We start from the raw sequence: 20,994 nt of genomic DNA, 5'->3' as shown, positions 1-20,994 counted from the left end.
GGTTTTTATTTGAATATTATCTAAAATATTTTTTTGCTTTTAAAAATGGTTTTTCAATTAAATTGAAACTTAAAATACTCGCTAAAATGGTAATTGAAAGAGTTGCGAAGAAAAATAATGCGGCATTCAAGGCCTGATCTAACGAAAGCTGTAATTTCTCAAATAGTTTTATAGAAAGATTTATTACTATAGTGTGGGTCAAATAGAGTCCGTACGTATAAATTCCCAACCGGCTGAAAATATTTTGGCCGCTAATTTTAATTTTATTTTTTTCAGGAAGTATCATGAAAATAATCGAGCAAAAAATGATTCCATAAAGAGTTGGGTCAATAAGAACCTTATATGCAAAATTGAAGTAGGAGATAAAGTTATGTAAGTTATAGATAGTGCCAAAGCAATGTATTTCAGGCGTAAAGGGATTTCTTTTATTTTATTCAACAATTTTTCTTCGCTGTTGACTAATAATAAGGCGGGAATGGCTCCAAAAGCAAAGTAATCAAAGTTTGTTAAGAGGTCTAAAAAGGGCAAACCGTTGGTAAAAAAAAGAATCCTTGAAATGTTGGCTAAAAGAATTGCTCCAATAATCAAGAAAGGCACGTTTTTGCGCTTTAAAAAATAGATGGACAATCCCCAAATTATATAAAAATGTTCTTCCACACAAAGCGACCACATTACTCTTAGCGGCGATGTATTGGGAAAACTATCTGAAAAAATCATTTTATAATTTTCCATAAAAAAAATGGAGACCCACCAGTTTGGGACATAGCCTTCTGAAGAACTGCTGAGATTTAGAAGTTCTAGAATTTTTGGCGTAAGAAAGGCAAATACTATCATGACATAATATAATGGCCAGATTCTCAAAATGCGCCGAAACATAAAATTACGTATTTGAATACTTTCGGTTTCTTTTTTTTCCCATAGAAGAATATAGGTAATTAAGAAACCGCTTAGTGAAAAGAAGAAATAAACACCAATTTCGCCGCCAGCTTTTAAAAAATTAAAAAATGGAAATGCCACAATGGGCAAGTGCAGCAAAAAAACTTTTAAAAAAGCAAAAAAACGAAGAAAGTCAAAAGTGTGGAACTTTTTGCGGCTCATAATTTGGCAGAATTTATTGGCTAAAATACAAATAATTAAAAACGACTTTCGCAAATGGAGTAGAATCGATTAAAAAAGAATTTTGTTTTGAAAATTATAGGAGCAATTTTTAAAGATTTCGTAAATTGCACACCTAAAATCGACAGATATTTTAATATGGAGCAAGCAAAACCTTATATACCTAAAAATAAAGTAAGAATTGTAACTGCAGCGGCCCTTTTTGACGGACACGATGCCGCTATCAATATAATGCGCAGAATCATTCAGTCAACCGGAGTAGAAGTGATCCATTTAGGTCACGACAGAAGCGTCGAAGAAGTGGTGAACACTGCCATTCAAGAAGATGCAAATGCAATAGCCATGACTTCTTATCAAGGAGGCCACAATGAATATTTTAAATACATGTACGACCTTTTGAATGAAAAAGGAGCCGGACATATCAAGATTTTTGGTGGAGGCGGAGGTGTAATTCTTCCGGATGAAATCAAAGAATTGCAAGATTACGGAATTACCAGAATTTACGCTCCAGATGACGGACGTGAATTAGGTTTGCAAGGAATGATTAATGATTTGGTTCAAAAATCAGACTTTCCCATTGGAGATAAATTGAATGGAGAAATCAATCATTTGGAAGAAAAAAATCCGACAGCAATTGCCAGGGTGATTTCTTCTGCCGAAAATTTCCCAGAAATAGCAAAGGAAACTTTAGATGCCATTCACAAGCAAAATGAATCGAGCAAAATCCCAGTTCTTGGAATAACAGGAACCGGTGGTGCTGGAAAATCTTCTTTGGTAGATGAATTGGTTCGTCGTTTTTTAATTGATTTCCCAGAAAAAACTATCGGTTTGATTTCTGTCGATCCATCCAAAAGAAAAACGGGCGGTGCTTTATTAGGTGATAGAATCCGAATGAATGCCATCAATAATCCTCGTGTTTATATGCGTTCGTTGGCAACCCGTCAATCGAATTTGGCTTTGTCTAAATATGTTGCCGAAGCCATTCAGGTTTTGAAAGCAGCGAAATATGATATTATTATCCTTGAAACTTCGGGAATCGGGCAGTCTGATACTGAAATTATGGACCATTCTGATGTTTCGTTGTATGTAATGACGCCAGAATTTGGTGCTGCAACACAATTGGAAAAAATCGATATGCTTGATTTTGCTGATTTGGTGGCCATCAACAAATTTGACAAAAGAGGTTCATTGGACGCTTTGCGCGATGTGAAAAAACAATACCAAAGAAACCACAATTTATGGGATGCGAATCCTGATGATTTGCCGGTTTTTGGTACGATTGCTTCGCAGTTCAACGATCCAGGAATGAATACGTTGTACAAAGCCATTATGGATACGATTGTAGAAAAGACAGACTCTGACTTGAAATCTACGTTCGAAATCACGCGTGAAATGAGCGAGAAAATCTTCGTGATTCCGCCTCACAGAACACGTTACCTTTCTGAAATAGCTGAAAACAATAGAAAATATGATGCGACTGCTTTGACACAACAGCAAGTGGCTCAAAAATTATACGGAATTTTTAAAACCATCGAATCGGTTTCGGGTAAAAAAGCGGAGATTACTAAAACAGGAATCAATGATGAAACGGTTTATAAAAGTGTAACAGAAGGAGAAGACGAAAACAGAATCTTCTTGAATTTGCTTTTGAACCAATTCGATAAAGTGAAAATGGATTTGGATCCCTACAACTGGGAAATCATTTTGACTTGGGACGAAAAAGTAAACATGTACAAAAATCCTGTTTATACGTTTAAAGTTCGTGATAAGGAAATCAAAATTGCAACTCATACAGAATCACTTTCGCATTCTCAAATCCCAAAAGTAGCGTTGCCGAAATACGAAGCTTGGGGTGATATTTTGAAATGGAATCTGCAAGAAAATGTACCTGGAGAATTTCCTTTTACTTCTGGATTGTATCCGTTTAAACGTGAAGGCGAAGATCCATCAAGAATGTTTGCTGGTGAAGGTGGCCCAGAAAGAACCAACAAGCGGTTCCATTATGTGAGTGCTGGTTTGCCTGCAAAACGTTTGTCAACGGCTTTTGACAGTGTGACTTTATATGGAAATGACCCGCATATTCGTCCTGATATTTATGGAAAAATCGGTAATGCCGGAGTTTCAATTTGCTGTTTAGATGATGCTAAAAAGTTATATTCTGGTTTCAATTTAGCACATCCGTTGACTTCTGTGAGTATGACTATTAACGGTCCGGCTCCGATGTTGCTTGGGTTTTTTATGAACGCGGCGATCGATCAGCAGTGTGAAATTTACATCAAAGAAAATAATCTTGAAGATGAAGTTGAAGCAATAATCAATGAAATTTACAAGAAAAAAGGTTTAGAGCGACCTAGATATAATGGAGATCTTCCGGCTGGAAATGACGGTTTAGGGTTGATGCTTTTGGGTGTTACCGGAGATTTAGTTTTGCCAAAGGAGGTTTACGAACAAATTAAAGTGAGAACGCTTTCGCAAGTTCGTGGAACAGTTCAAGCGGACATTTTAAAAGAAGACCAGGCGCAAAACACGTGTATTTTCTCGACAGAATTTGCCTTGAGATTGATGGGTGACGTTCAGGAATATTTTATTACGAATAATATCAGAAACTTCTATTCGGTTTCGATTTCAGGTTATCACATTGCAGAAGCGGGCGCCAATCCGATTACGCAACTGGCGTTTACGTTGGCAAATGGTTTCACTTACGTGGAATATTATTTGAGCCGTGGAATGGACATCAACGATTTCGGACCCAACTTATCGTTCTTCTTCTCCAACGGAATCGATCCAGAATATGCTGTGATTGGCCGTGTGGCGAGAAAAATTTGGGCAAAAGCCTTGAAAAATAAATACGGCGCGAACGAAAGAGCGCAAATGTTGAAATACCATATTCAAACATCGGGCCGTTCGTTACACGCTCAAGAGATTGATTTTAATGATATTAGAACCACTTTGCAGGCGTTATATGCCATTTATGACAACTGTAACTCGTTGCATACCAATGCTTATGATGAAGCGATTACAACTCCAACGGAAGAATCAGTTCGTCGTGCCATGGCAATCCAGTTGATTATCAATAAGGAATTAGGTTTGGCGAAAAACGAAAATCCAATTCAAGGTTCGTTCATTATCGAAGAATTGACGGATTTGGTGGAAGATGCCGTTTTGCAAGAATTCGACAGAATTACCGAAAGAGGAGGCGTTTTGGGTGCGATGGAAACTATGTACCAACGTTCGAAAATTCAAGAGGAAAGTATGTATTATGAAATGCTGAAACATACGGGCGAATTCCCAATTATCGGTGTGAATACGTTTTTGAGTTCAAAAGGTTCGCCAACAGTTGTTCCTGCGGAAGTAATTCGCGCAACGGAAGAAGAGAAGCAATTTCAGATTGATATGTTGGACTCTCTGCACCAATTTTATGCAGATAAAACCAAAGAACAACTGACCATCATTCAAGATGTAGCCATCAATAATCAAAATATTTTTGCACAATTGATGGAAGCAACAAAGGTTTGTTCTTTAGGAGAAATCACTTCTTCATTGTTTGAAGTCGGCGGACAATATAGAAGGAATATGTAATTTTAGACTTCTTATATTTTTAGAATTACAGACTTTTAGATTTAAATAAAAAAGACCTTTCGAAAGAGAGGTCTTTTTGTTTTAAACGTGTTATTTTTGCAAGGCTTAATAAATCAAAATGAAAGATATAAAAAAAGAAATTGAACGCTATTCTAGTAACAATTATTTGAGAAAAGAAATTATCGAGCGATTAGAGCGAGACGGTTTTGATATTGCCGAAATTAATGATGAAATGTCTCAGCAAATTGAAGCAGGTGAAGATCGAATTGTAGCAAATATGTTTTATTTCTTTCCTTCGTTTATGTATTTACTTTTGTTATTTTTATTAGCAATTTATGGTGTTTTAAATTCAAAAGGCGGTATGAAAATAGGATGTGCTGTGGCAATTATTGGCATTGTATATCTTGGATATAGTTATTATAGAGAAAAGAAAAATTCTTTTTTAATTGTTTCAATTTTGATGTATGTCGGTTTGGTATTTAATATTATAGCTTGTGCTTTGCGATTGGCTAATGATTTTAAAATTCCTTTTTTAAATTATTTTGCAATGGCATTTGGCGCTTTATATTTATATTTTTTCGCAAAAGAGAATTGGATTATTTTTAAGGATAAGAAAAAATAAAAAGTGATAACATAGAACCAATAGTGAATGCTTATTTTTTTTGATGCCTGCAATTTTGTTTTAAGTGGTACTTTAATGGATAAAAGATAATCCACAGTTGAATCATGAAAAACTGTATCCCGCAATTAGTAAGTTTTTAAAATTGAAAGATTGGATTTTAGGTTGTTGTTTTTCTTTAAGATTTTTATTATTGGCTCATATTAAACCAATAATAGAAGCATTAAATTGTTAAAGTTTATAAAATATAGGGATAGTATAAGATTCTAATATAATTCTATAAGAATCGATCGCAAATAAAGCTTTAATATTGTAAGAAATTTACAGGCTGGGGGGCTTATAAGTTTGCATAGTTAAATTCAGTAGAATATGTATGGGTAAAAAGAGATGCAGCAATGCATCTCTTTTTTTTGTATACATTTTAAATTGAGTGTATGATTTTTTGAGGAAATTTAGTCTTTTAAAAACTCAGTTATTTTGTGATTCACAATTTTTGATTGATCAATCGTTAAAAAATGACCTGCATTTTTAATTTCTTCAGCCTCGCTATTTGGAATCAATTTTTTTGCTCTTTCCACAGTGTCTTCAGAATTGATCACATCGTGATCACCTACTAAAACTAAAACTGGTATAGTTAAGCTTTTCAACTCTTCTTTAGAAAAAGGAGTCATCTGTAAAAGGCTCGTATTGCTTTTAGAATGTTTGTTTGCTAAATAAAATTGATTTTTATAAATGGTATCAATCTTTTTTGGATAATAAGCAAAGGCGTTAAGTGTACGTCTTAATTTTTTCTTATTAGGAAAAAGTTTCAGCATCAAGGCTGGTAACGCTTTTCTTTTACTGTCAATGGTTTCAAAAGTCTGAGCCGGACTCAATAATGCAAGTTTTGAAATGTTACTATTCTCTTGAATCGCAAGTAATGTTGCAATCCAACCACCTCTTGAAGCGCCAATCACCTTAATTTTTTTGAATTTATAGTGTTCAAAAATTTCGTTATACCAAGTTATTATTTCTTCTTTTGAAAGTGTTTCACCGCACGAAACTGATTTCCCAGCTTCCATTAAAAAATCAACGGCATATACGCGATGGTTTTTTGAAAGTGCTTCAATATTTGGATACCACATTGTGGAGCTAGCGTCCATTCCGTGAAGTAATAATAAAGGTTCTGCTTCTTTTGGTCCTGAAATAATTACGTGCGCAGTTCCATAACTAGTTATCAAATCTTCTTCTTTAAACGGAACTTTCCAAAGTTTCAAAGACTTATTATAAGATTTTAAATAGTCGTTTTTTGCTGATTTTGTTTTGAAAATATAGTCATCAATCTTGTCTGCTTTTTTAGCACCACAACTTGAAAAAAATAAAGCGAGAATAAAAAGGAAGAGTGTTTTTGGCATAATTAAAAAGTACAATTTTTATTAAATATACTAAAAAAAGAGGGATTGTAAAAGTATAAAATTAGAAGTGGAAAGTCTTTTACTGATATATTCCATTTTTAAATATTGATAAAATACCTTTTCTTTGAATAAAACAATACAACTACAAAATGAAATCTTTAAAAGCGATCCTCTTTTTATTCTTTTTATCACAATCATTCTTAACGCACGCAGCAAAAGTAGATACGCTCTCAATTGCAAGCGCTTCGATGGGGAAAACGCTTAAATCGGCTGTTGTTTTGCCAAATTCATACACGAAAGGAAAAATAAAATATCCGGTGATGTATTTGCTTCACGGCGCTTATGGAAACTTTGGCGATTGGTTGAAAAGTACACCGAATAAAATGGCGGTTAAAGATTTGGCGGACCAATATAACATGATAATCGTAATGCCGGAAGGTGAGAAGTATAGTTTTTATTTAGATTCTCCTACTAACAAAGAAAGTCAATTTGAAACCCACATTATCAAAGAAGTGATTCCAAAAATTGACGCTACTTACCGAACCATTGCAGAGAAAAAAGGTCGGGTTATCACAGGTCTGTCCATGGGCGGTCACGGAGCGATGTATCTTTCGATCAGAAATCCTGAATTATTTTTGGCTGCCGGAAGCATGAGTGGTGCACTGGATATGGGTGCAATGTTGCGTCGCGATACAGCAGATCAAGTTAAAAAATTGATGGAACCGGTTTTTGGTGCTGATTCAGGAAAGCAAGAATTGTATGATGTCAATGCTGTTTTGAGGATGGTTGATAAAATTAAAGCCAATAAAATGCCTTTGATTATTGATGTTGGCGTGGATGATTTTTTGATTGAATCGAATCGGGAGTTGCACAGAAGATTGGTGTATGAAAGAATTCCGCACGAATACACAGAACGTCCAGGCGCACACACGTGGGAATATTGGGAAAATTCATTGCCTTATCATTTTTACTTTTTTTCGAAAATACTAAAAGAGAATCCTTAATTTAAAATAAAGTTTCAGTAAAAATACATTAAAGATTAATAACAGGCAAAACGGTTGTAAATAAGGCTTTACAGCCGTTTTGTGATTTTTTGGTAATGAGGTGAAAAGCAGTAAAAAGCGAGGTTTGGCAAAAGTAAGGTTACTAAAACGTTACTTTTAAATATTAGAAACAATCGTTTTAAAATACTGTATTTCAGCTTTCTGCATAGTTTTTCATATTGTTCCGTAGCTCACATAGGTTTAATTTTATCATTAAGAATTGTGAGTATGGAAACGACAAAAAAATCAACGTTTAAGGTATTGTTTTACCTTAAAAAGAACGCCCCAAAGAAAAACGGAAAAGTTACGGTTATGTGCAGGATTACCGTAAACGGCAAACAGTCTGCATTCAGTACAAAGCTGGATATTTCCGCAACAAATTGGGATTTGAAGTACGGCAGGGTTTTAGGCAAAAGCCGAGAAGCCCAAGCCACGAACAGCAAACTTGACAAAATTCGTTCGGGTATTGAGGAATGCTATTCCAAAATCCTGAAGAACGAGGGAACTGTAAACAGTGCTAAACTTAAAAATGCCGTTCTTGGTATGGAAAGCGGAGAACTGACCTTTTTCAAATTTTATGAACAGTTCCTATCCGACTATGAGAAAAAGGTTAATAGTGGACTTCGGGTAAATGGCACACACAGTAAGTACAAAACACTTTTAAAGCATCTGCGAAATTTCGCCTTTGCAAAATACGGTTATTCCGATGTGTCTTTTAACGACCTTACACCTATTTTTGTGGAGGACTTTGATTATTACCTACGTGACGAACAAAGTTTGACGCACAACACCATTTGGCTGTATATGATTGGATTTACTACACTTTGCCGATTGGCAATGAGCAGAAAGCATCTTGCCTTTAATCCGTTCAGCGAGTACAAGAATACCAAAAAGGACAAAGACCGTGGTTATCTATTGCGTAATGAATTGGAACAGCTCGTAACGTTCAACTGCGATAAAAAGAAAGACGAATTAGTTAAAGACCTATTTGTTTTCAGTTGCTTTACAGGTCTTTCCTATTCGGATATGAAAGGACTTAAAAACAGCAATATCCAAGATTTTTTTGACGGTAACCAGTGGATTATTGTGCGAAGAAAGAAAACGGCTACATCGTCAAACGTGATGCTCTTGGATATACCGAAAATGATTATCGAAAAATATGCAGGATTCTCAAAGGATGGAAGGGTTTTCCCTGTACCCTCAAATACGGTCTGCAATGAAAGCTTGAAAAGAATATCCAAACAAATTGAGTGTCTTAAAGAGAAGAAAGTAACCTTTCATTTGGCACGCCATACCTTTGCCACACTATTTTTAACTGAGGGGGTTCCATTGGAGAGTTTGAGTAAAATGTTGGGGCATAAAAACATTGCCACTACACAGATTTACGCCAAAATACTCAACGAGAAAGTCGGAAAGGATATGCAAAAGGTATCGCATAAATTTAAAGGAATGGAACAGTCTTTTGTTTCTCAACTATGAAGTCTATTAAAGTAATCAAAGAAAGTCAATGTTATTATGTGTTGGCTTTTTTTGTATTTTAGCAATTGGTAGAAACAATGACAAAAAATAGAATAATGAAAAAACTTATCCTACTTATAATTTCAGCAACACTTTTATTGAGTTGTAACCAAAATAAAAAGGAAGAAGAACAATCATCCAAAAAAGAAAAAGTAAATGATGTTGAGGATAAGTCTGTATCATTATCTATAGAGCCAAATGTTTTTAAACTTTCAGAAATCCCAGATACTATAAAGGTTACAATAATAAACAATACAAATGATACTATCACTACAGGGTTGCATTATCAGATTGAAAATTACGAGAAAAACGAATGGAAAGACATTTCGCCAAAGGGTACTGCGTTTAACGACCTTGGTTGGCGACTAAAACCAACCGATACAGAGAGTTTTGAAAAGAAATTATATAAAGACCAAATCAGTTATAAAGTAGGCAAATACAGAATTGTCAAATATTATCTGAACTCCGACTATCAAAAGACAAGGGAAAATCATAATGTTTACGGAGAGTTTGAGATTAAGTAGAATATAAACAACACAGCCCACCGCATTTAAGCAGTGGGCTGTTTTTTTAATTTACCGATATGTTTAAGTTTCAAAGCATTCATTTAATCAGCTAACGCTGATAGTTATCTTCCAATACCTTGACAATATCGCTTTCACGAAACAAGATTTTCCGTTCGAGCTTGATAAAGGGTATCAGTTTGTCATCCCTGTACTGTTGCAACGTCCGTTTGCTTATGTGTAACATCTTGCAAACCTGTTCGCCTGACAGGTAGATTTCCCCTTTTAGTAATGGATGGAAATATTCTCTGATATACAACAGTTCATTTTTGATGCCTACCACAGCTTCGAGCAAGGCAAGCATATCTTCGTTTGAATTTCCAATCTGTTTCATTTCTTTTGCTTTTTTAATGCTCGCTCTCCCTGCATAAGTAACTCCACTTCGGATAATCTGAAATACGTTTTCCGATTGATTTGGGTTGCTCCAAGAATGCCTTTTGCCCTATACGTCTGCAACGTTCTTTTGCTGATATTAAGCAGTTGGCAGGCTTCCTGTTGGTCGAGCCATTTCGTTGCCTGTTGCAATGCCTTGTAGGGTGCAGTGATTTCCTTAATCAATAGAGAAACTTCCTTTACTTCCCTGTGCAATGCCTTTAAAATCTGAATGTCTAAAACTGTTATTTCCATATCTGCATCATTTAAACCTCTAAAATAAAAGCTATTCACATAGGTCATTTTAATGTTGCATCCGATGGCGGTATTTGGCGTACAGTTGCCAAATACTAGGCTATAATCCTAACTTTGGTTTCTTACTTTTAGGACAAGACTGTTGCGTTATAATTGTATTGTCCATTTTTAAAGCAGGCTTTTTATTGGTCTGTATAGCCTGATTTTTTTCTTCATTTTTGAAGTCCGAACGGATAAGCGTTTTTGTCGCACCTATTATGCTTTCAGGTTCGGAAGTCTGCTTTTGTTGTTCAGTACGTTTTCCCCCGAATAGCCTATTCCAATCTATTAAGCCTTTTGCTTCCCTGAACTGACGTTTTAAATTAGCGATGAAATTGGAAATCGGGTCGCTCTGCTTATCAACCTGTATCAAAGGACTATGTTCTTTTTTTCTGATTTGTTCTTTCTCTTTCTGCTCTTTGTCAGGTATTACTTTTTGTGCCATAGGTTCAAAATTTGCACCCAATATAGAACACAAGGGAATGTATTGTTTTCATTTGGCATTATGTTGCAGTATTTGGCTTATGTTGGCACAATATGAATAGAAAGTAATCCTCAAAACACTTTAAATTTTCTTCGCAAAGCCCTCACACATTTAAAGAGTTTTGTAAGGATAAAGGAAAGCATACAAAAAACACCCTATCCTTAGCCCTTACGTGTTTTTTGTACCCTTTCTTTGATTGGAATTGAATAAAAAAAGAATAAAAAAGGGAGCAAAGATAAGGCGGACAGCCACCGCACCACCCAACCAAAAGACTACGGCATAATGGCAGGGCAAATATGGTGGCTTCGCCGAGTTTGTTGTGTGCCCCCTGCCACCCTTCGGGACTTATTCCGTTTCCTTTTGGTTTTTCCGCCTGTCCCCCTTGTTAAAATGGCTTTCTTTTTTTTCTGTTTTTTTCTTTTGGAAAATAATTTTAAGAGGTAGAAACGTACCACCCACCAAGTATAGTTATCAAAACAACGGTTTGTGTTTCTCGTTATAGATTTCCCTAATCAATTCCTCGAACTCCTGAAAGTGGTATTCGATAATGTTGTCCAGATACGCATAAATCGTCAGTTTGTCGATTCCCATAATATTTGTAAGCCTGTTAAATGTTTCGTGGTGTTCCTGCCGTACATACACTGATTTCCCCCTGCTTGCCGTTGTCGTGGGAATTTTGAAGAACCGTCCGCAGTAGTCCTCTTTGGTCAGCTTCTTTGGCTTATAAATCATCCTTCTTGTATTACTCGCAGGTGTTTTTGTGTTTTCCGTTTCAGTTTCCGGAGGTTCTTCGCCTGCCATTACACGCATAATAGCTTCCTCATCTACTTTGGGTTTGACAAAATCTTCCCGAGGTGTTACTTCCTGTTGTTCCGTGAAAGATTGTTTATTTTCATCAGTTATGAAATTTTCAATAGAGAAATCCTCTTTTTCGGGTTGCTGATTTTTGTTTTCTTCGTGTATCATATCTATCATTTTTAATATTATATCCAATTAGCTGTTTGGTTAACTAAGCAATCAGCTGTATATACTGTTGTATCTACCTATCTACCTAAGCACCTGCAGACCCTTAATTGGTTAGTTCATTAACTCAAAAATCTGCAATTCGTCTGCATTCTATCACGCAGATTTGCTGTCGGGATTTATGCTGTTTAGTTACTTCATTAAGGATATAACCAATCAGCTAGCTAGCCATATACAAAGGAAATAAAAGCAGTCCCAATCTGCTTTAAGGTGGTATTCAGTGGCATCATTTGGCGTTCATTGTCGTGATTGTAAATAGCTGTTATTCAAATAGTCTTACCGAAATTTGTAATGGAAGCTATGGGTTTTCCCTGCTAACTACAATCCGTTTGCAAAACGGATTTTTCTGAACCCATGTTCAGAGCAAGTTATCTCTTGAGGTCCTCGAAATGAATTTCGGCACCTCAAAAGCACTTGCCCTTGCAGGGGGCTGGAAACGGCTCCGAAGTCGCTCGTTTGTTTAAAAAATTAAAATGGATTTATTATGGAAGAGAAAAACAGAAAACAGATTAGGAAAACAGGAAGAAAACCAAAGATTGACCCTGCGGTACATCGGTATTCCATTAACCTGAATGATGAGGACAATGCCAAGTTCCTTGCCCTCTTTGACCAATCAGAAATGAAAGCAATTGCTCATTTTATTACAGCCTGCATCTTTCAAAAGACGGTAAAGACTGTAAAAATTGATATGAATGCCGTAGAATACCACGCAGGGTTGACCAAATTTTTCGGTCAATTCAGAGGAATAGCAACCAATTACAATCAGATTGTAAGGTTATTGAACGCCAATTTTTCGGAGAAAAAAGCATCTGCATACCTCTATAAATTGGAAAAACAGACCGCAGAAATGAAAGAACTGTTGCTAAAGGTTTTAATTCTTACCGATGAATTTGAAAAGAAATATCTGAATAAAGAGTGAAATTATGATTGCAAAAATCGGAAAAGGAAGCAATATGTACGGAGCGATTTTGTACAATCAGCAGAAAGTGGACAGGGAAAACGGAGTGGTTTTGTTGCTGAACAAGATACCCGACACAATGAACGGCAGGTATTCCGTAGCGTATTTCAATAAGTGCTTTGAGCCGTATCTGTCGGCAAACATCAAAACGGAAAAGACGGTACGGCATATTTCATTGAACCCCGACCCGAAAGACAAGGTCAGCGATGAACAGTTTACAGAAATGGCACAGGAGTATATGGAACATATGGGCTACGGCAATCAGCCTTATATTGTTTTTAAGCATACGGATATTGACAGAACGCATATACACATCGTTTCAACTTGCGTGGGCATTGACGGAAAGAAAATCCCCGATGATTACGACCATCCACGCTCAATGGCTATCTGTCGGGATTTGGAACAGAAATATAATATGAAAAAGGCAACGGAACAGGAGCAGAAACAAGTAAATAAAGTTTTCAAGCCTGTAAATCATAAAAATGGAGACATCAAAAGTCAGATTGCTTCGGTAGTACGGCATCTGCCAAAGTATTATAACTTTTCTACTATGGGTAGTTACAATGCTTTACTATCGCTTTTCAACATCACAGCGGAAGAAGTCAAAGGCGAGCGGAACGGTCAGACGGTAAATGGATTAGTTTATGTGGCATTGGACGAAAACGGAAACAAGGCAAGCAATCCGTTCAAGGCATCGCTTTTCGGGAAAGATGCAGGCGTTGCACACCTGCAAAAACACTTTGAGCAGTCCAAAGAGAAAATGAAAACCACGCCTGTAAGGTCTGTTCTGAAAACCACGGTGGAGCTTGCCATACATACCACAAGCAACGAAACAGATTTTAAAAAGCAGTTGACCGAGCAGGGTATTAATACAGTTGTAAGACGTAATAATGAAGGACGGATTTACGGAATGACCTTTATTGACCACGAAAGCCGTAGTGTTTGGAATGGTTCGGCTTTAGATAGAAACTTGTCGGCAAACGTATTCAATGATTGGTTTAATAACAGAAACAAACCCGAATTGAAGATACAGGACAGTTCTGTTTCCAAAGCAAATGAAATAGACAACCTACCGACAAAAGACCTATTCGAGTTCCTCTCACAGGAACATTTGCCTAATACCGATATAGGATTGTTCAGCTTGTTACCCGAAGCACTGGGTGAGGACTATGAAGAAGAACAGTTTGCTAATCGGATGAAGAAAAAGAAGCAATACCCTCGTCAAAAAAGATAATCGACTTGTTCCGTTTTTTGTTCATAATGCGTCATTATAGAGCCAAGGATAGGTTTCGCCCTTTTCTGCTACATCTAAACAAAATAACCACATTATATACACAGTTTTTTGAGATACAATTAAATAATTTCACTAATTTAGCGACAGACAAATTAACGTTTGAAATACGCAAAGCAATTCAATGAGACCTTTTAAAAAGGTACAAAACCGAATTACAATGAACAGAATTAAGGAAGTGTTGGAACAAAAGGGAATTAAGCAAACTTGGTTGGCTGAAAAACTCGGGAAAAGCTACAATATGGTAAACGCTTATGCTCAGAACAGGCAACAACCGAGATTGGAAACCTTAATGGAAATAGCGGATATTTTGGACATAGACGTGAAAGAATTGCTAGTTTCCAACAAACCTGAACAAAATAACTAATGAAATCAACTGAAATAAAACATAACGTTGAGAACCTAATTGACAACTTCTCAAAAGAAGAATTTGTCTTTGATTTGCTGGTTGCATACGGCATTTCTAAAACATCTGTAACACGACTAAAAAAAGGAGACTACAATTTATCCAAAGTTGATGGAGAAATACTATACAAAAAGAAAATATTCTTTAAAATTGAAGCATCTAACAAACTGCTGAGTAGTATTGAAGAGGTTGCAAAAGAAGAGCGAATCTTAAAACATCAACCTAGATTTGCAATTCTTACCGACCATAAACAAGTAGTTGCTAAAGACCTGAAATTAGGCAAGAACTTAGATATTCAATTAAAAGAATTACCCAATTACTTTGATTTCTTTTTGCCATTAGCAGGTAGCGAAGTTTATAACGCTTCCAACAATAATGAAGCAGACAGAAACGCATCGTACAAAATGGCTTCTTTGTATGATTTGTTGATTGATGAAAATCCGAGTATCTACAATTCAAAAGAAAGTATTCACAACCTCAATATCTTCTTGTCCCGTTTGTTGTTTTGTTTTTTTGCAGAAGATACCGAAATATTTGAGCAAGACAGCATTTTCACCAATACACTAGCTCAGCATACTGCCGAAAACGGAAAAGATACCCATACATTTTTAGATGATTTGTTTGCCCGTTTAGATAGCGAAAGCGGAAAAGATTATCCAGACTTTTTAGCCAAATTCCCTTATGTAAATGGAGGATTGTTTAATCAAACAATAAACTCGCCCCTGTTTACCACAAAAGCAAGAAAAACGCTTATTGAGTTAGGTGAATTACAATGGAAAGACATTAACCCTGATATTTTTGGGTCAATGATACAAGCAGTAGTAATTCCTGAATACCGAAGCGATTTAGGAATGCATTACACTTCTGTAGAAAACATCCTAAAACTGATTAAACCTCTCTTTCTTGATGAACTCTATGAAGCGTATGAAAATGCGACTACAATAAACCATTTAAGAACACTCATCAAAAGAATTTCAAAAATCAAATTCTTTGACCCTGCTTGTGGTAGTGGAAATTTCTTGATTATTACCTACAAGGAAATACGCCTTCTAGAAATCAAGATTTTAGAAAAGATTACAGATTTAGAAGGACAAAGTCCTACTATAAAATGGACTGAAATACAGCTTTCGCAATTTTATGGCATTGAAATAGACGATTTTGCCCACGAAATGGCAATACTCTCACTTTGGTTAGCAGAACATCAAATGAATAAAGTGTTTGAAGAACGATTGTTTGATTACGGAAAATCGAAACCTATATTACCATTAAAAGAAGCAGGACAAATAAAACAAGGTAATGCTACGAGAGTAGATTGGAATTCTGTTTGCCCAATTACTGAAAAAGACGAAGTGTATGTGATTGGGAATCCACCTTATTTGGGTTATATCCGACAAGACGAAACCCAAAAAGAGGATATGAAAATCGTCTTTTCACGAGTAAATAACTATAAAAAACTTGATTACATAGCGTGTTGGTTTTATAAGGGAACCAATTACATTCAGAATACAAAAGCTAAATATGCTTTTGTAACCACCAATTCTATAACACAAGGCGAGCAAGTAGCCTTATTGTGGCCATTAGTTTTAAGTAAAGGACAAGAAATTGACTTTGCACACCAATCTTTTAAATGGACGAACAACGCCAAAGGAAACGCAGGAGTCGCAGTGGTAATAATCGGGGTTAGAAATATTGATGGTACAGAGAAATTCCTTTACAATCAAAATCTAAAACAAAGTGCAAAAAATATAAATCCTTATTTGACTGACACCAAAAATATTATTGTAACAAAAAGAAGTAAACCAATTTCATCACTTCCAATTATGATGAAAGGTAGTCAGCCAACAGATGGTGGAAATCTCTTGTTGTCTCAAAAAGAGAAAGATGATTTGATTGAAAATTGTTCAAGCTCTAAGGAAATTATCAAGCCATTTGTTGGAACGAAAGAGTTTATTGACGGGGATAGTAAATATTGTTTATGGGTAAATGATAATGACTTGGAAAATATTTTTCCTTGTAATGAAATTAAAAGAAGATTTGATGCTGTTACCATAATGCGATTAAATAGCACAAAGTCAGCGACCAATAAGTTAGCTTCATCTCCACATAAATTTGGTGAAGTACGTTATTTTGAAAAAGAAGCAATCATTGTCCCAATAATTACTTCAGTAAGAAGAAATTATATTCCGTGTGGAATTCTTGATAAAAATCATATAGTTTCAAATACAGCTCAAGCTGTGTATGATTTTGATCCATATATGTTTGGTGTAATTTCATCAACAATGATGCTAGTTTGGGTAAAAGCAGTTGGAGGAAGATTTAAAACAGACTATATATTCTCCTCTTCAATATGCTACAACACTTTTCCATTTCCAGACATCACAAACAAGCAAAAGGAAAATTTAAATCTTTATGTATTTGCCATATTAGATGAACGAGCCAAGCATCCCAGTAAAACAATGGCGCAATTGTACAATCCAAGTACAATGCCCAAAGGTTTGCTACAAGCACATCAAGAATTAGATACTGCTATAGAACAATGTTATCGTTTGCAACCTTTCAAAAACGACACCGAGCGTTTGGAATACCTGTTTAAACAGTATGAAGAAATGTTGCAGAAAGACACGCTTTTTGCGAAGCAGAAGCAATCAAGAAAAAAGAAATAATGATATTTAAATAAGTAGAAATGCCAATACTGAAAGACATAATAGATTGGGTAGAAAACAAGCCTTCATTTTGGCAAGTAGCTATTGACCGATTAATCCGAAATAATGAACTAACGAATACTGATGTTTCTGAACTAAAGGAAATCTGTAAGGTTGATTTTAAACTTTCTGAGTTTGAATTTGATGCTGTTGACTTTGATGATTTAAGAGATTTTGCGGATAACTCTGCAAATGATGGCAATATCATACTTTCCAAAATCAAAAACATTGATAACATTAATGCTTTATCTAAATCTAGTGAATTGGAGTTTGCACCAAATGGGCTAACTATTGTTTATGGAGATAATGGTTCCGGAAAATCTAGTTATGTAAGTATTTTAAAGCATTCTTGTAAAACAAGAGGTCAAAAACCTAGAATAAATGACAATTTATTTGACCCTGCTTGCGCAGGAAATGATAAAAAGGCAGATATAGAATACACCTCTGATGGAATAAATTTCACAACTGTCAATCTTATCAATGAAACAGTAAGTGAAAACACGTTAAAAAAAATTGATGTATTCGATACCTTTAGTGCAAATCATTATATCGAGGGAGAAGATGAAATAGCATTTATACCTCAAGGTCTATCTATTGTGGAAAAATTGGCTGAAGCTGTAAAAAATGTTGAAGCACAATTAAGCATAGAGCTTTCCAATCCCTCAATGCGAAAGTTTGACTATGAACTATTAGAAGTTCCAGAAGGAACAACCGCAAAATTATTTCTTGAAAAACTAAACTTAAACTCAACTTTAAATGAATTGCGAGCAGAATCAATATGGAATTCTACAAAAAATGCAAGAATTGGAGCTGTTGAAAAGGAAATTGATAAATTAAAAGCAACTGACCCTAAGAAAAGCTTAAAGTCCAATGAAGAGAAAATCAAACGGTTTGAAATTTTAGCAAATAAGTTTCAAAATCTGGAAAACAACTTAACAGGTCAAGCTTTAAATAATCTGAAGGAGATATTAAATAATTTTTGTGTAGCTAAAGAAGCATTAAGGGAATCTTCAAACACAGCATTTTCAGATTTACCAATACAAGGTGTTGGAAATAATGCTTGGAAAATTTTATGGGAAAGTGCAAGAAAATTTTACAACGAAAGTACTCAAACAGAAAGTTTTCCCAATGTCTCAGATGGTAGTAGTTGTCCTCTTTGCCTTCAACATTTAGAAGATGAAGCCAGAGAAAGATTTACAAAATTTGAAGATTTCGTAAAAAATGACATTCAAAAATCATTTGACGAAGCTAAAGAAAAATATGAGTCAGCAATTGAAAATTTGAACAGACTGGAGTTTAATTTTGAAGAACAAAACCCTATTTCTCTTGAATTAAATGAGCTAATTGAAAATTATTCGGAAAAACAAGCCGAATATCTAAATGTACTTTCAGAGCAAAAAGAATACATAGTTGGATTATTTAATTCAATGAAAATCATTGAAGACATTAATGCAATTGAAGTTGACAGCACCCCAAAAACTTTAATTAACGAATTAAATAAATCGTTATCTGAAGTGAATGAAAAATTGAAAGTTCAATCTATTGATGAAGATTTAAAGCCTTTATTAAAAGAACTAAATCAATTAAATGGTGAAAAGAAAATTTACGAGCATAAACCAAAATTAGCTCGTGAAATTTATCGACAAAAAAGAGTTGGCTTGCTAAATCAATGTGTAGGCAAATGTAACACCCGAACAATCACAACATTAAGCAATGAACTAACAACACGTTATATAAATCAGAATCTTAAACAAAATTTCAAAACAGAATTAAACAAACTAGGTTTCAAAAACATTAAAATAGAAACTGAAACAAAAGGACAAAGAGGAAAACAATATCACTATTTAAGACTTGATGAAAACAACTCAAATAATATTGCTTTAAAAGATATTTTAAGCGAGGGAGAACACAGGTGTATTTCTTTAGCTACATTCTTGTCTGAGTTATCAATTTCAGAACATAAAAGTGCAATTATTTTTGATGACCCTGTTTCTTCACTTGACCATAAATGGCGAAATAAAATATCGAAAAGAATTACAGAAGAAGCTCTTGAAAGACAAGTAATAGTATTTACACACGATATTTCATTTCTTTTAATGATTCAAGAACACTCGGAGAGTTTAAATTGTGCTTTAGATATAAAGAGTCTTACAAGGAAAAAGACGGAAACAGGACTGATAGCTAGTACCCCACCTTGGGATGCTTTGCCTGTTGGTAAACGTATTGGACTATTGAAAGATGCGTATCAACAACTAGAGAAAATTGAAAGAACAGAAACTGAAGAAGTATATAAAGAACGAGCTAAAGTTCTGTATGGTAAACTTCGAGAAACTTGGGAACGGTTTATAGAAGAAGTCTTTTTAAATGGTGCAATTCAACGATTTAGTAGGGCTATTCAAACTCAAAGGTTATCAAAAGTTATCGACTTAACAGACGATGATTACAAACTAGTTGATGCCAATATGAGCAAATGCTCTACCTATTTTACAGGACACGATACAGCAGGAACTTTGATTGAAGAAATGCCTGACTCTGATGAATTCCTTGCTGACTTGAAAATTTTAGAAGATTACATTAAAGACATTAGGAAAAGAAGACAGTGATATGAGCAGGGAAAATCAAAATAACGATTTACAGCCTATAAGCAACTTTGTTATTTTCAAAACCGAAAATGGTAAAGTAAATATAGACGTTTTTTATCAAGATAAAACGCTTTGGTTAACGCAAAAAACAATAGCTGAACTCTTTGAGAAAGGACGTTCTACTATAACCGAACACCTTAAAAAAATATTTGAAGATGCCGAATTGGATGAAAATTCAGTATGTCGGGATTTCCGACACACTGCCCAAGATGGTAAAATCTATCAAACCAAATACTATAATTTAAGAGCCATAACAGCGGTTGGGTACAGGGTACACTCACAAAGAGCCATTGAATTTAGAAAATGGGCGACTGAAATTTTACACGAATACATCATCAAGGGGTTTGCTATGGATGATGAGCGATTGAAACAAATCAAACATTTTGGAGAAGATTATTTCGAAGAAATGTTGGAGCGAATTCGTGAGATTCGATTAAGTGAAAGACGTTTATATCAAAAAATTACCGACATCTATGCACTATCAGCTGATTATGATAACAAATCGGAAATAACTCAACACTTTTTTGCTTCGGTTCAAAACAAGCTACATTGGGCAATAACAGGGAAAACGGCTGCTGAGATTATATATACAGAAGCAGATGCTACCAAAATTTATATGGGTTTAAAAACTTGGAAACAAGCCCCTGACGGAAAGATTTTAAAAAGTGATGTAACTATTGCAAAAAATTATTTGAACGTAGAACATTTAAAAGCGTTAGAAAGAATAGTCACTTCTTACTTAGACTTAGCAGAAAACAGAGCAAGGAACAGGCAGGTAATGAATATGAAGGATTGGGATAACTTTTTAGTTCAATTTTTGGAATTGGCAGATTATCCTATTTTGAAAGACAATGGCAAAATATCAATGTTGGAAGCAAAGCTAAAAGCCGAAAGTGAGTATGATAAATTCCGTGTGATTCAAGACCAAAATTATATTTCCGATTTTGATAAGGAAATGAGAAAATTAGTAGACAAGAAAAAGAAATAACC

At 35.0% G+C, this 20,994-nt stretch carries 18 protein-coding genes; 11 read left to right on the top strand and 7 right to left on the bottom strand.

What is annotated here, in order from left to right:
* Positions 1 to 16: 16 nt before the first annotated feature.
* The gene (locus EG849_RS16060; RefSeq protein WP_394336485.1) at positions 17 to 295 is read right to left on the bottom strand and encodes an acyltransferase family protein; all 279 of its coding nucleotides are present in this window, start codon (positions 293 to 295) and stop codon (positions 17 to 19) included.
* Positions 283 to 876: an acyltransferase family protein gene (locus EG849_RS05515; protein WP_158611921.1), complete on the bottom strand. Its 594-nt coding sequence runs from the start codon at positions 874 to 876 to the stop codon at positions 283 to 285. The genes EG849_RS16060 and EG849_RS05515 overlap by 13 nt, the downstream gene beginning before the upstream one ends.
* A 378-nt stretch (positions 877 to 1,254) precedes the next feature.
* On the opposite strand from EG849_RS05515, the gene EG849_RS05510 reads away from it, so the two are divergent.
* Entirely contained in the window at positions 1,255 to 4,695 is a 3,441-nt protein-coding gene (locus EG849_RS05510; RefSeq protein ID WP_125012087.1) for a methylmalonyl-CoA mutase family protein, read from the top strand.
* Positions 4,696 to 4,813: 118 nt separating this feature from the next.
* Complete coding sequence (locus EG849_RS05505) at positions 4,814 to 5,317, top strand: hypothetical protein (protein ID WP_125012074.1); 504 nt, start codon at positions 4,814 to 4,816, stop codon at positions 5,315 to 5,317.
* Positions 5,318 to 5,766: 449 nt separating this feature from the next.
* On the opposite strand, the gene EG849_RS05500 is transcribed toward EG849_RS05505, so the two are convergent.
* A complete protein-coding gene (locus EG849_RS05500; RefSeq protein ID WP_125012073.1) occupies positions 5,767 to 6,708 on the bottom strand; it encodes an alpha/beta fold hydrolase in 942 nt (313 codons plus the stop codon).
* A 149-nt stretch (positions 6,709 to 6,857) separates the two neighbouring features.
* On the opposite strand from EG849_RS05500, the gene EG849_RS05495 reads away from it, so the two are divergent.
* The 3 genes from EG849_RS05495 to EG849_RS05485 all read left to right on the top strand — a co-directional run bounded on the left by EG849_RS05495 (position 6,858) and on the right by EG849_RS05485 (position 9,793).
* Positions 6,858 to 7,712 (top strand): alpha/beta hydrolase, encoded by an 855-nt coding sequence (locus EG849_RS05495; protein ID WP_125012072.1) that lies wholly within the window; start codon positions 6,858 to 6,860, stop codon positions 7,710 to 7,712.
* Positions 7,713 to 7,979: 267 nt separating this feature from the next.
* Positions 7,980 to 9,230, top strand: coding sequence for a site-specific integrase (locus tag EG849_RS05490; protein WP_078720076.1), 1,251 nt, complete (start codon positions 7,980 to 7,982; stop codon positions 9,228 to 9,230).
* A gap of 95 nt (positions 9,231 to 9,325) precedes the next feature.
* The gene (locus tag EG849_RS05485) at positions 9,326 to 9,793 is read left to right on the top strand and encodes an immunoglobulin-like domain-containing protein (RefSeq protein ID WP_125012071.1); all 468 of its coding nucleotides are present in this window, start codon (positions 9,326 to 9,328) and stop codon (positions 9,791 to 9,793) included.
* Between the two features lie 91 nt (positions 9,794 to 9,884).
* On the opposite strand, the gene EG849_RS05480 is transcribed toward EG849_RS05485, so the two are convergent.
* The 4 genes from EG849_RS05480 to EG849_RS05465 form a co-directional block, all read right to left on the bottom strand.
* Positions 9,885 to 10,166 (bottom strand): helix-turn-helix domain-containing protein, encoded by a 282-nt coding sequence (locus tag EG849_RS05480; protein WP_078720074.1) that lies wholly within the window; start codon positions 10,164 to 10,166, stop codon positions 9,885 to 9,887.
* Complete coding sequence (locus tag EG849_RS05475) at positions 10,163 to 10,459, bottom strand: helix-turn-helix domain-containing protein (protein ID WP_078720091.1); 297 nt, start codon at positions 10,457 to 10,459, stop codon at positions 10,163 to 10,165. Before EG849_RS05475 ends, EG849_RS05480 begins: the two co-directional genes overlap by 4 nt.
* A 100-nt stretch (positions 10,460 to 10,559) precedes the next feature.
* Complete coding sequence (locus EG849_RS05470; RefSeq protein WP_078720073.1) at positions 10,560 to 10,943, bottom strand: hypothetical protein; 384 nt, start codon at positions 10,941 to 10,943, stop codon at positions 10,560 to 10,562.
* Between the two features lie 510 nt (positions 10,944 to 11,453).
* Complete coding sequence (locus EG849_RS05465; RefSeq protein WP_078720090.1) at positions 11,454 to 11,948, bottom strand: DUF3408 domain-containing protein; 495 nt, start codon at positions 11,946 to 11,948, stop codon at positions 11,454 to 11,456.
* A gap of 541 nt (positions 11,949 to 12,489) precedes the next feature.
* Between EG849_RS05465 and mobA the strand changes: the two genes are divergently transcribed.
* From mobA to EG849_RS05435, 6 genes are all read left to right on the top strand, one after another.
* Positions 12,490 to 12,924: a conjugal transfer protein MobA gene (mobA, locus tag EG849_RS05460; RefSeq protein ID WP_078720072.1), complete on the top strand. Its 435-nt coding sequence runs from the start codon at positions 12,490 to 12,492 to the stop codon at positions 12,922 to 12,924.
* Positions 12,925 to 12,928: 4 nt separating this feature from the next.
* A complete protein-coding gene (gene mobB / locus EG849_RS05455) occupies positions 12,929 to 14,197 on the top strand; it encodes a conjugal transfer protein MobB (protein WP_078720071.1) in 1,269 nt (422 codons plus the stop codon).
* 217 nt (positions 14,198 to 14,414) lie between these two features.
* On the top strand, positions 14,415 to 14,621 hold the full coding sequence (locus EG849_RS05450) for a helix-turn-helix domain-containing protein (RefSeq protein WP_059333863.1): 207 nt from the start codon (positions 14,415 to 14,417) through the stop codon (positions 14,619 to 14,621).
* A complete protein-coding gene (locus EG849_RS05445; protein WP_078720070.1) occupies positions 14,621 to 17,323 on the top strand; it encodes a class I SAM-dependent DNA methyltransferase in 2,703 nt (900 codons plus the stop codon). The genes EG849_RS05450 and EG849_RS05445 overlap by 1 nt, the downstream gene beginning before the upstream one ends.
* 20 nt (positions 17,324 to 17,343) lie before the next feature.
* Complete coding sequence (locus EG849_RS05440; RefSeq protein ID WP_078720069.1) at positions 17,344 to 19,965, top strand: AAA family ATPase; 2,622 nt, start codon at positions 17,344 to 17,346, stop codon at positions 19,963 to 19,965.
* 1 nt (position 19,966) lies between these two features.
* Entirely contained in the window at positions 19,967 to 20,992 is a 1,026-nt protein-coding gene (locus EG849_RS05435) for a virulence RhuM family protein (RefSeq protein ID WP_078720068.1), read from the top strand.
* Positions 20,993 to 20,994 lie beyond the last annotated feature (2 nt).

It is taken from the genome of Flavobacterium macacae (assembly GCF_003865365.1).
GTDB lineage: Bacteria > Bacteroidota > Bacteroidia > Flavobacteriales > Flavobacteriaceae > Flavobacterium > Flavobacterium macacae.
Note: the sequence above shows the minus strand (reverse complement) of the source record. Positions and strands in the feature narration are given on the sequence as shown.

What these genes read in the sequence shown, in the direction of transcription:
- EG849_RS05515 (WP_158611921.1), bottom strand. Translation starts at nt 876, where the DNA reads ATGTTTCGGCGCATTTTGAGAATCTGGCCATTATATTATGTCATGATA.
- EG849_RS05510 (WP_125012087.1), top strand. Translation starts at nt 1,255, where the DNA reads ATGGAGCAAGCAAAACCTTATATACCTAAAAATAAAGTAAGAATTGTA.
- EG849_RS05505 (WP_125012074.1), top strand. Translation starts at nt 4,814, where the DNA reads ATGAAAGATATAAAAAAAGAAATTGAACGCTATTCTAGTAACAATTAT.
- EG849_RS05500 (WP_125012073.1), bottom strand. Translation starts at nt 6,708, where the DNA reads ATGCCAAAAACACTCTTCCTTTTTATTCTCGCTTTATTTTTTTCAAGT.
- EG849_RS05495 (WP_125012072.1), top strand. Translation starts at nt 6,858, where the DNA reads ATGAAATCTTTAAAAGCGATCCTCTTTTTATTCTTTTTATCACAATCA.
- EG849_RS05490 (WP_078720076.1), top strand. Translation starts at nt 7,980, where the DNA reads ATGGAAACGACAAAAAAATCAACGTTTAAGGTATTGTTTTACCTTAAA.
- EG849_RS05485 (WP_125012071.1), top strand. Translation starts at nt 9,326, where the DNA reads ATGAAAAAACTTATCCTACTTATAATTTCAGCAACACTTTTATTGAGT.
- EG849_RS05480 (WP_078720074.1), bottom strand. Translation starts at nt 10,166, where the DNA reads ATGAAACAGATTGGAAATTCAAACGAAGATATGCTTGCCTTGCTCGAA.
- EG849_RS05475 (WP_078720091.1), bottom strand. Translation starts at nt 10,459, where the DNA reads ATGGAAATAACAGTTTTAGACATTCAGATTTTAAAGGCATTGCACAGG.
- EG849_RS05470 (WP_078720073.1), bottom strand. Translation starts at nt 10,943, where the DNA reads ATGGCACAAAAAGTAATACCTGACAAAGAGCAGAAAGAGAAAGAACAA.
- EG849_RS05465 (WP_078720090.1), bottom strand. Translation starts at nt 11,948, where the DNA reads ATGATACACGAAGAAAACAAAAATCAGCAACCCGAAAAAGAGGATTTC.
- mobA (WP_078720072.1), top strand. Translation starts at nt 12,490, where the DNA reads ATGGAAGAGAAAAACAGAAAACAGATTAGGAAAACAGGAAGAAAACCA.
- mobB (WP_078720071.1), top strand. Translation starts at nt 12,929, where the DNA reads ATGATTGCAAAAATCGGAAAAGGAAGCAATATGTACGGAGCGATTTTG.
- EG849_RS05450 (WP_059333863.1), top strand. Translation starts at nt 14,415, where the DNA reads ATGAACAGAATTAAGGAAGTGTTGGAACAAAAGGGAATTAAGCAAACT.
- EG849_RS05445 (WP_078720070.1), top strand. Translation starts at nt 14,621, where the DNA reads ATGAAATCAACTGAAATAAAACATAACGTTGAGAACCTAATTGACAAC.
- EG849_RS05440 (WP_078720069.1), top strand. Translation starts at nt 17,344, where the DNA reads ATGCCAATACTGAAAGACATAATAGATTGGGTAGAAAACAAGCCTTCA.
- EG849_RS05435 (WP_078720068.1), top strand. Translation starts at nt 19,967, where the DNA reads ATGAGCAGGGAAAATCAAAATAACGATTTACAGCCTATAAGCAACTTT.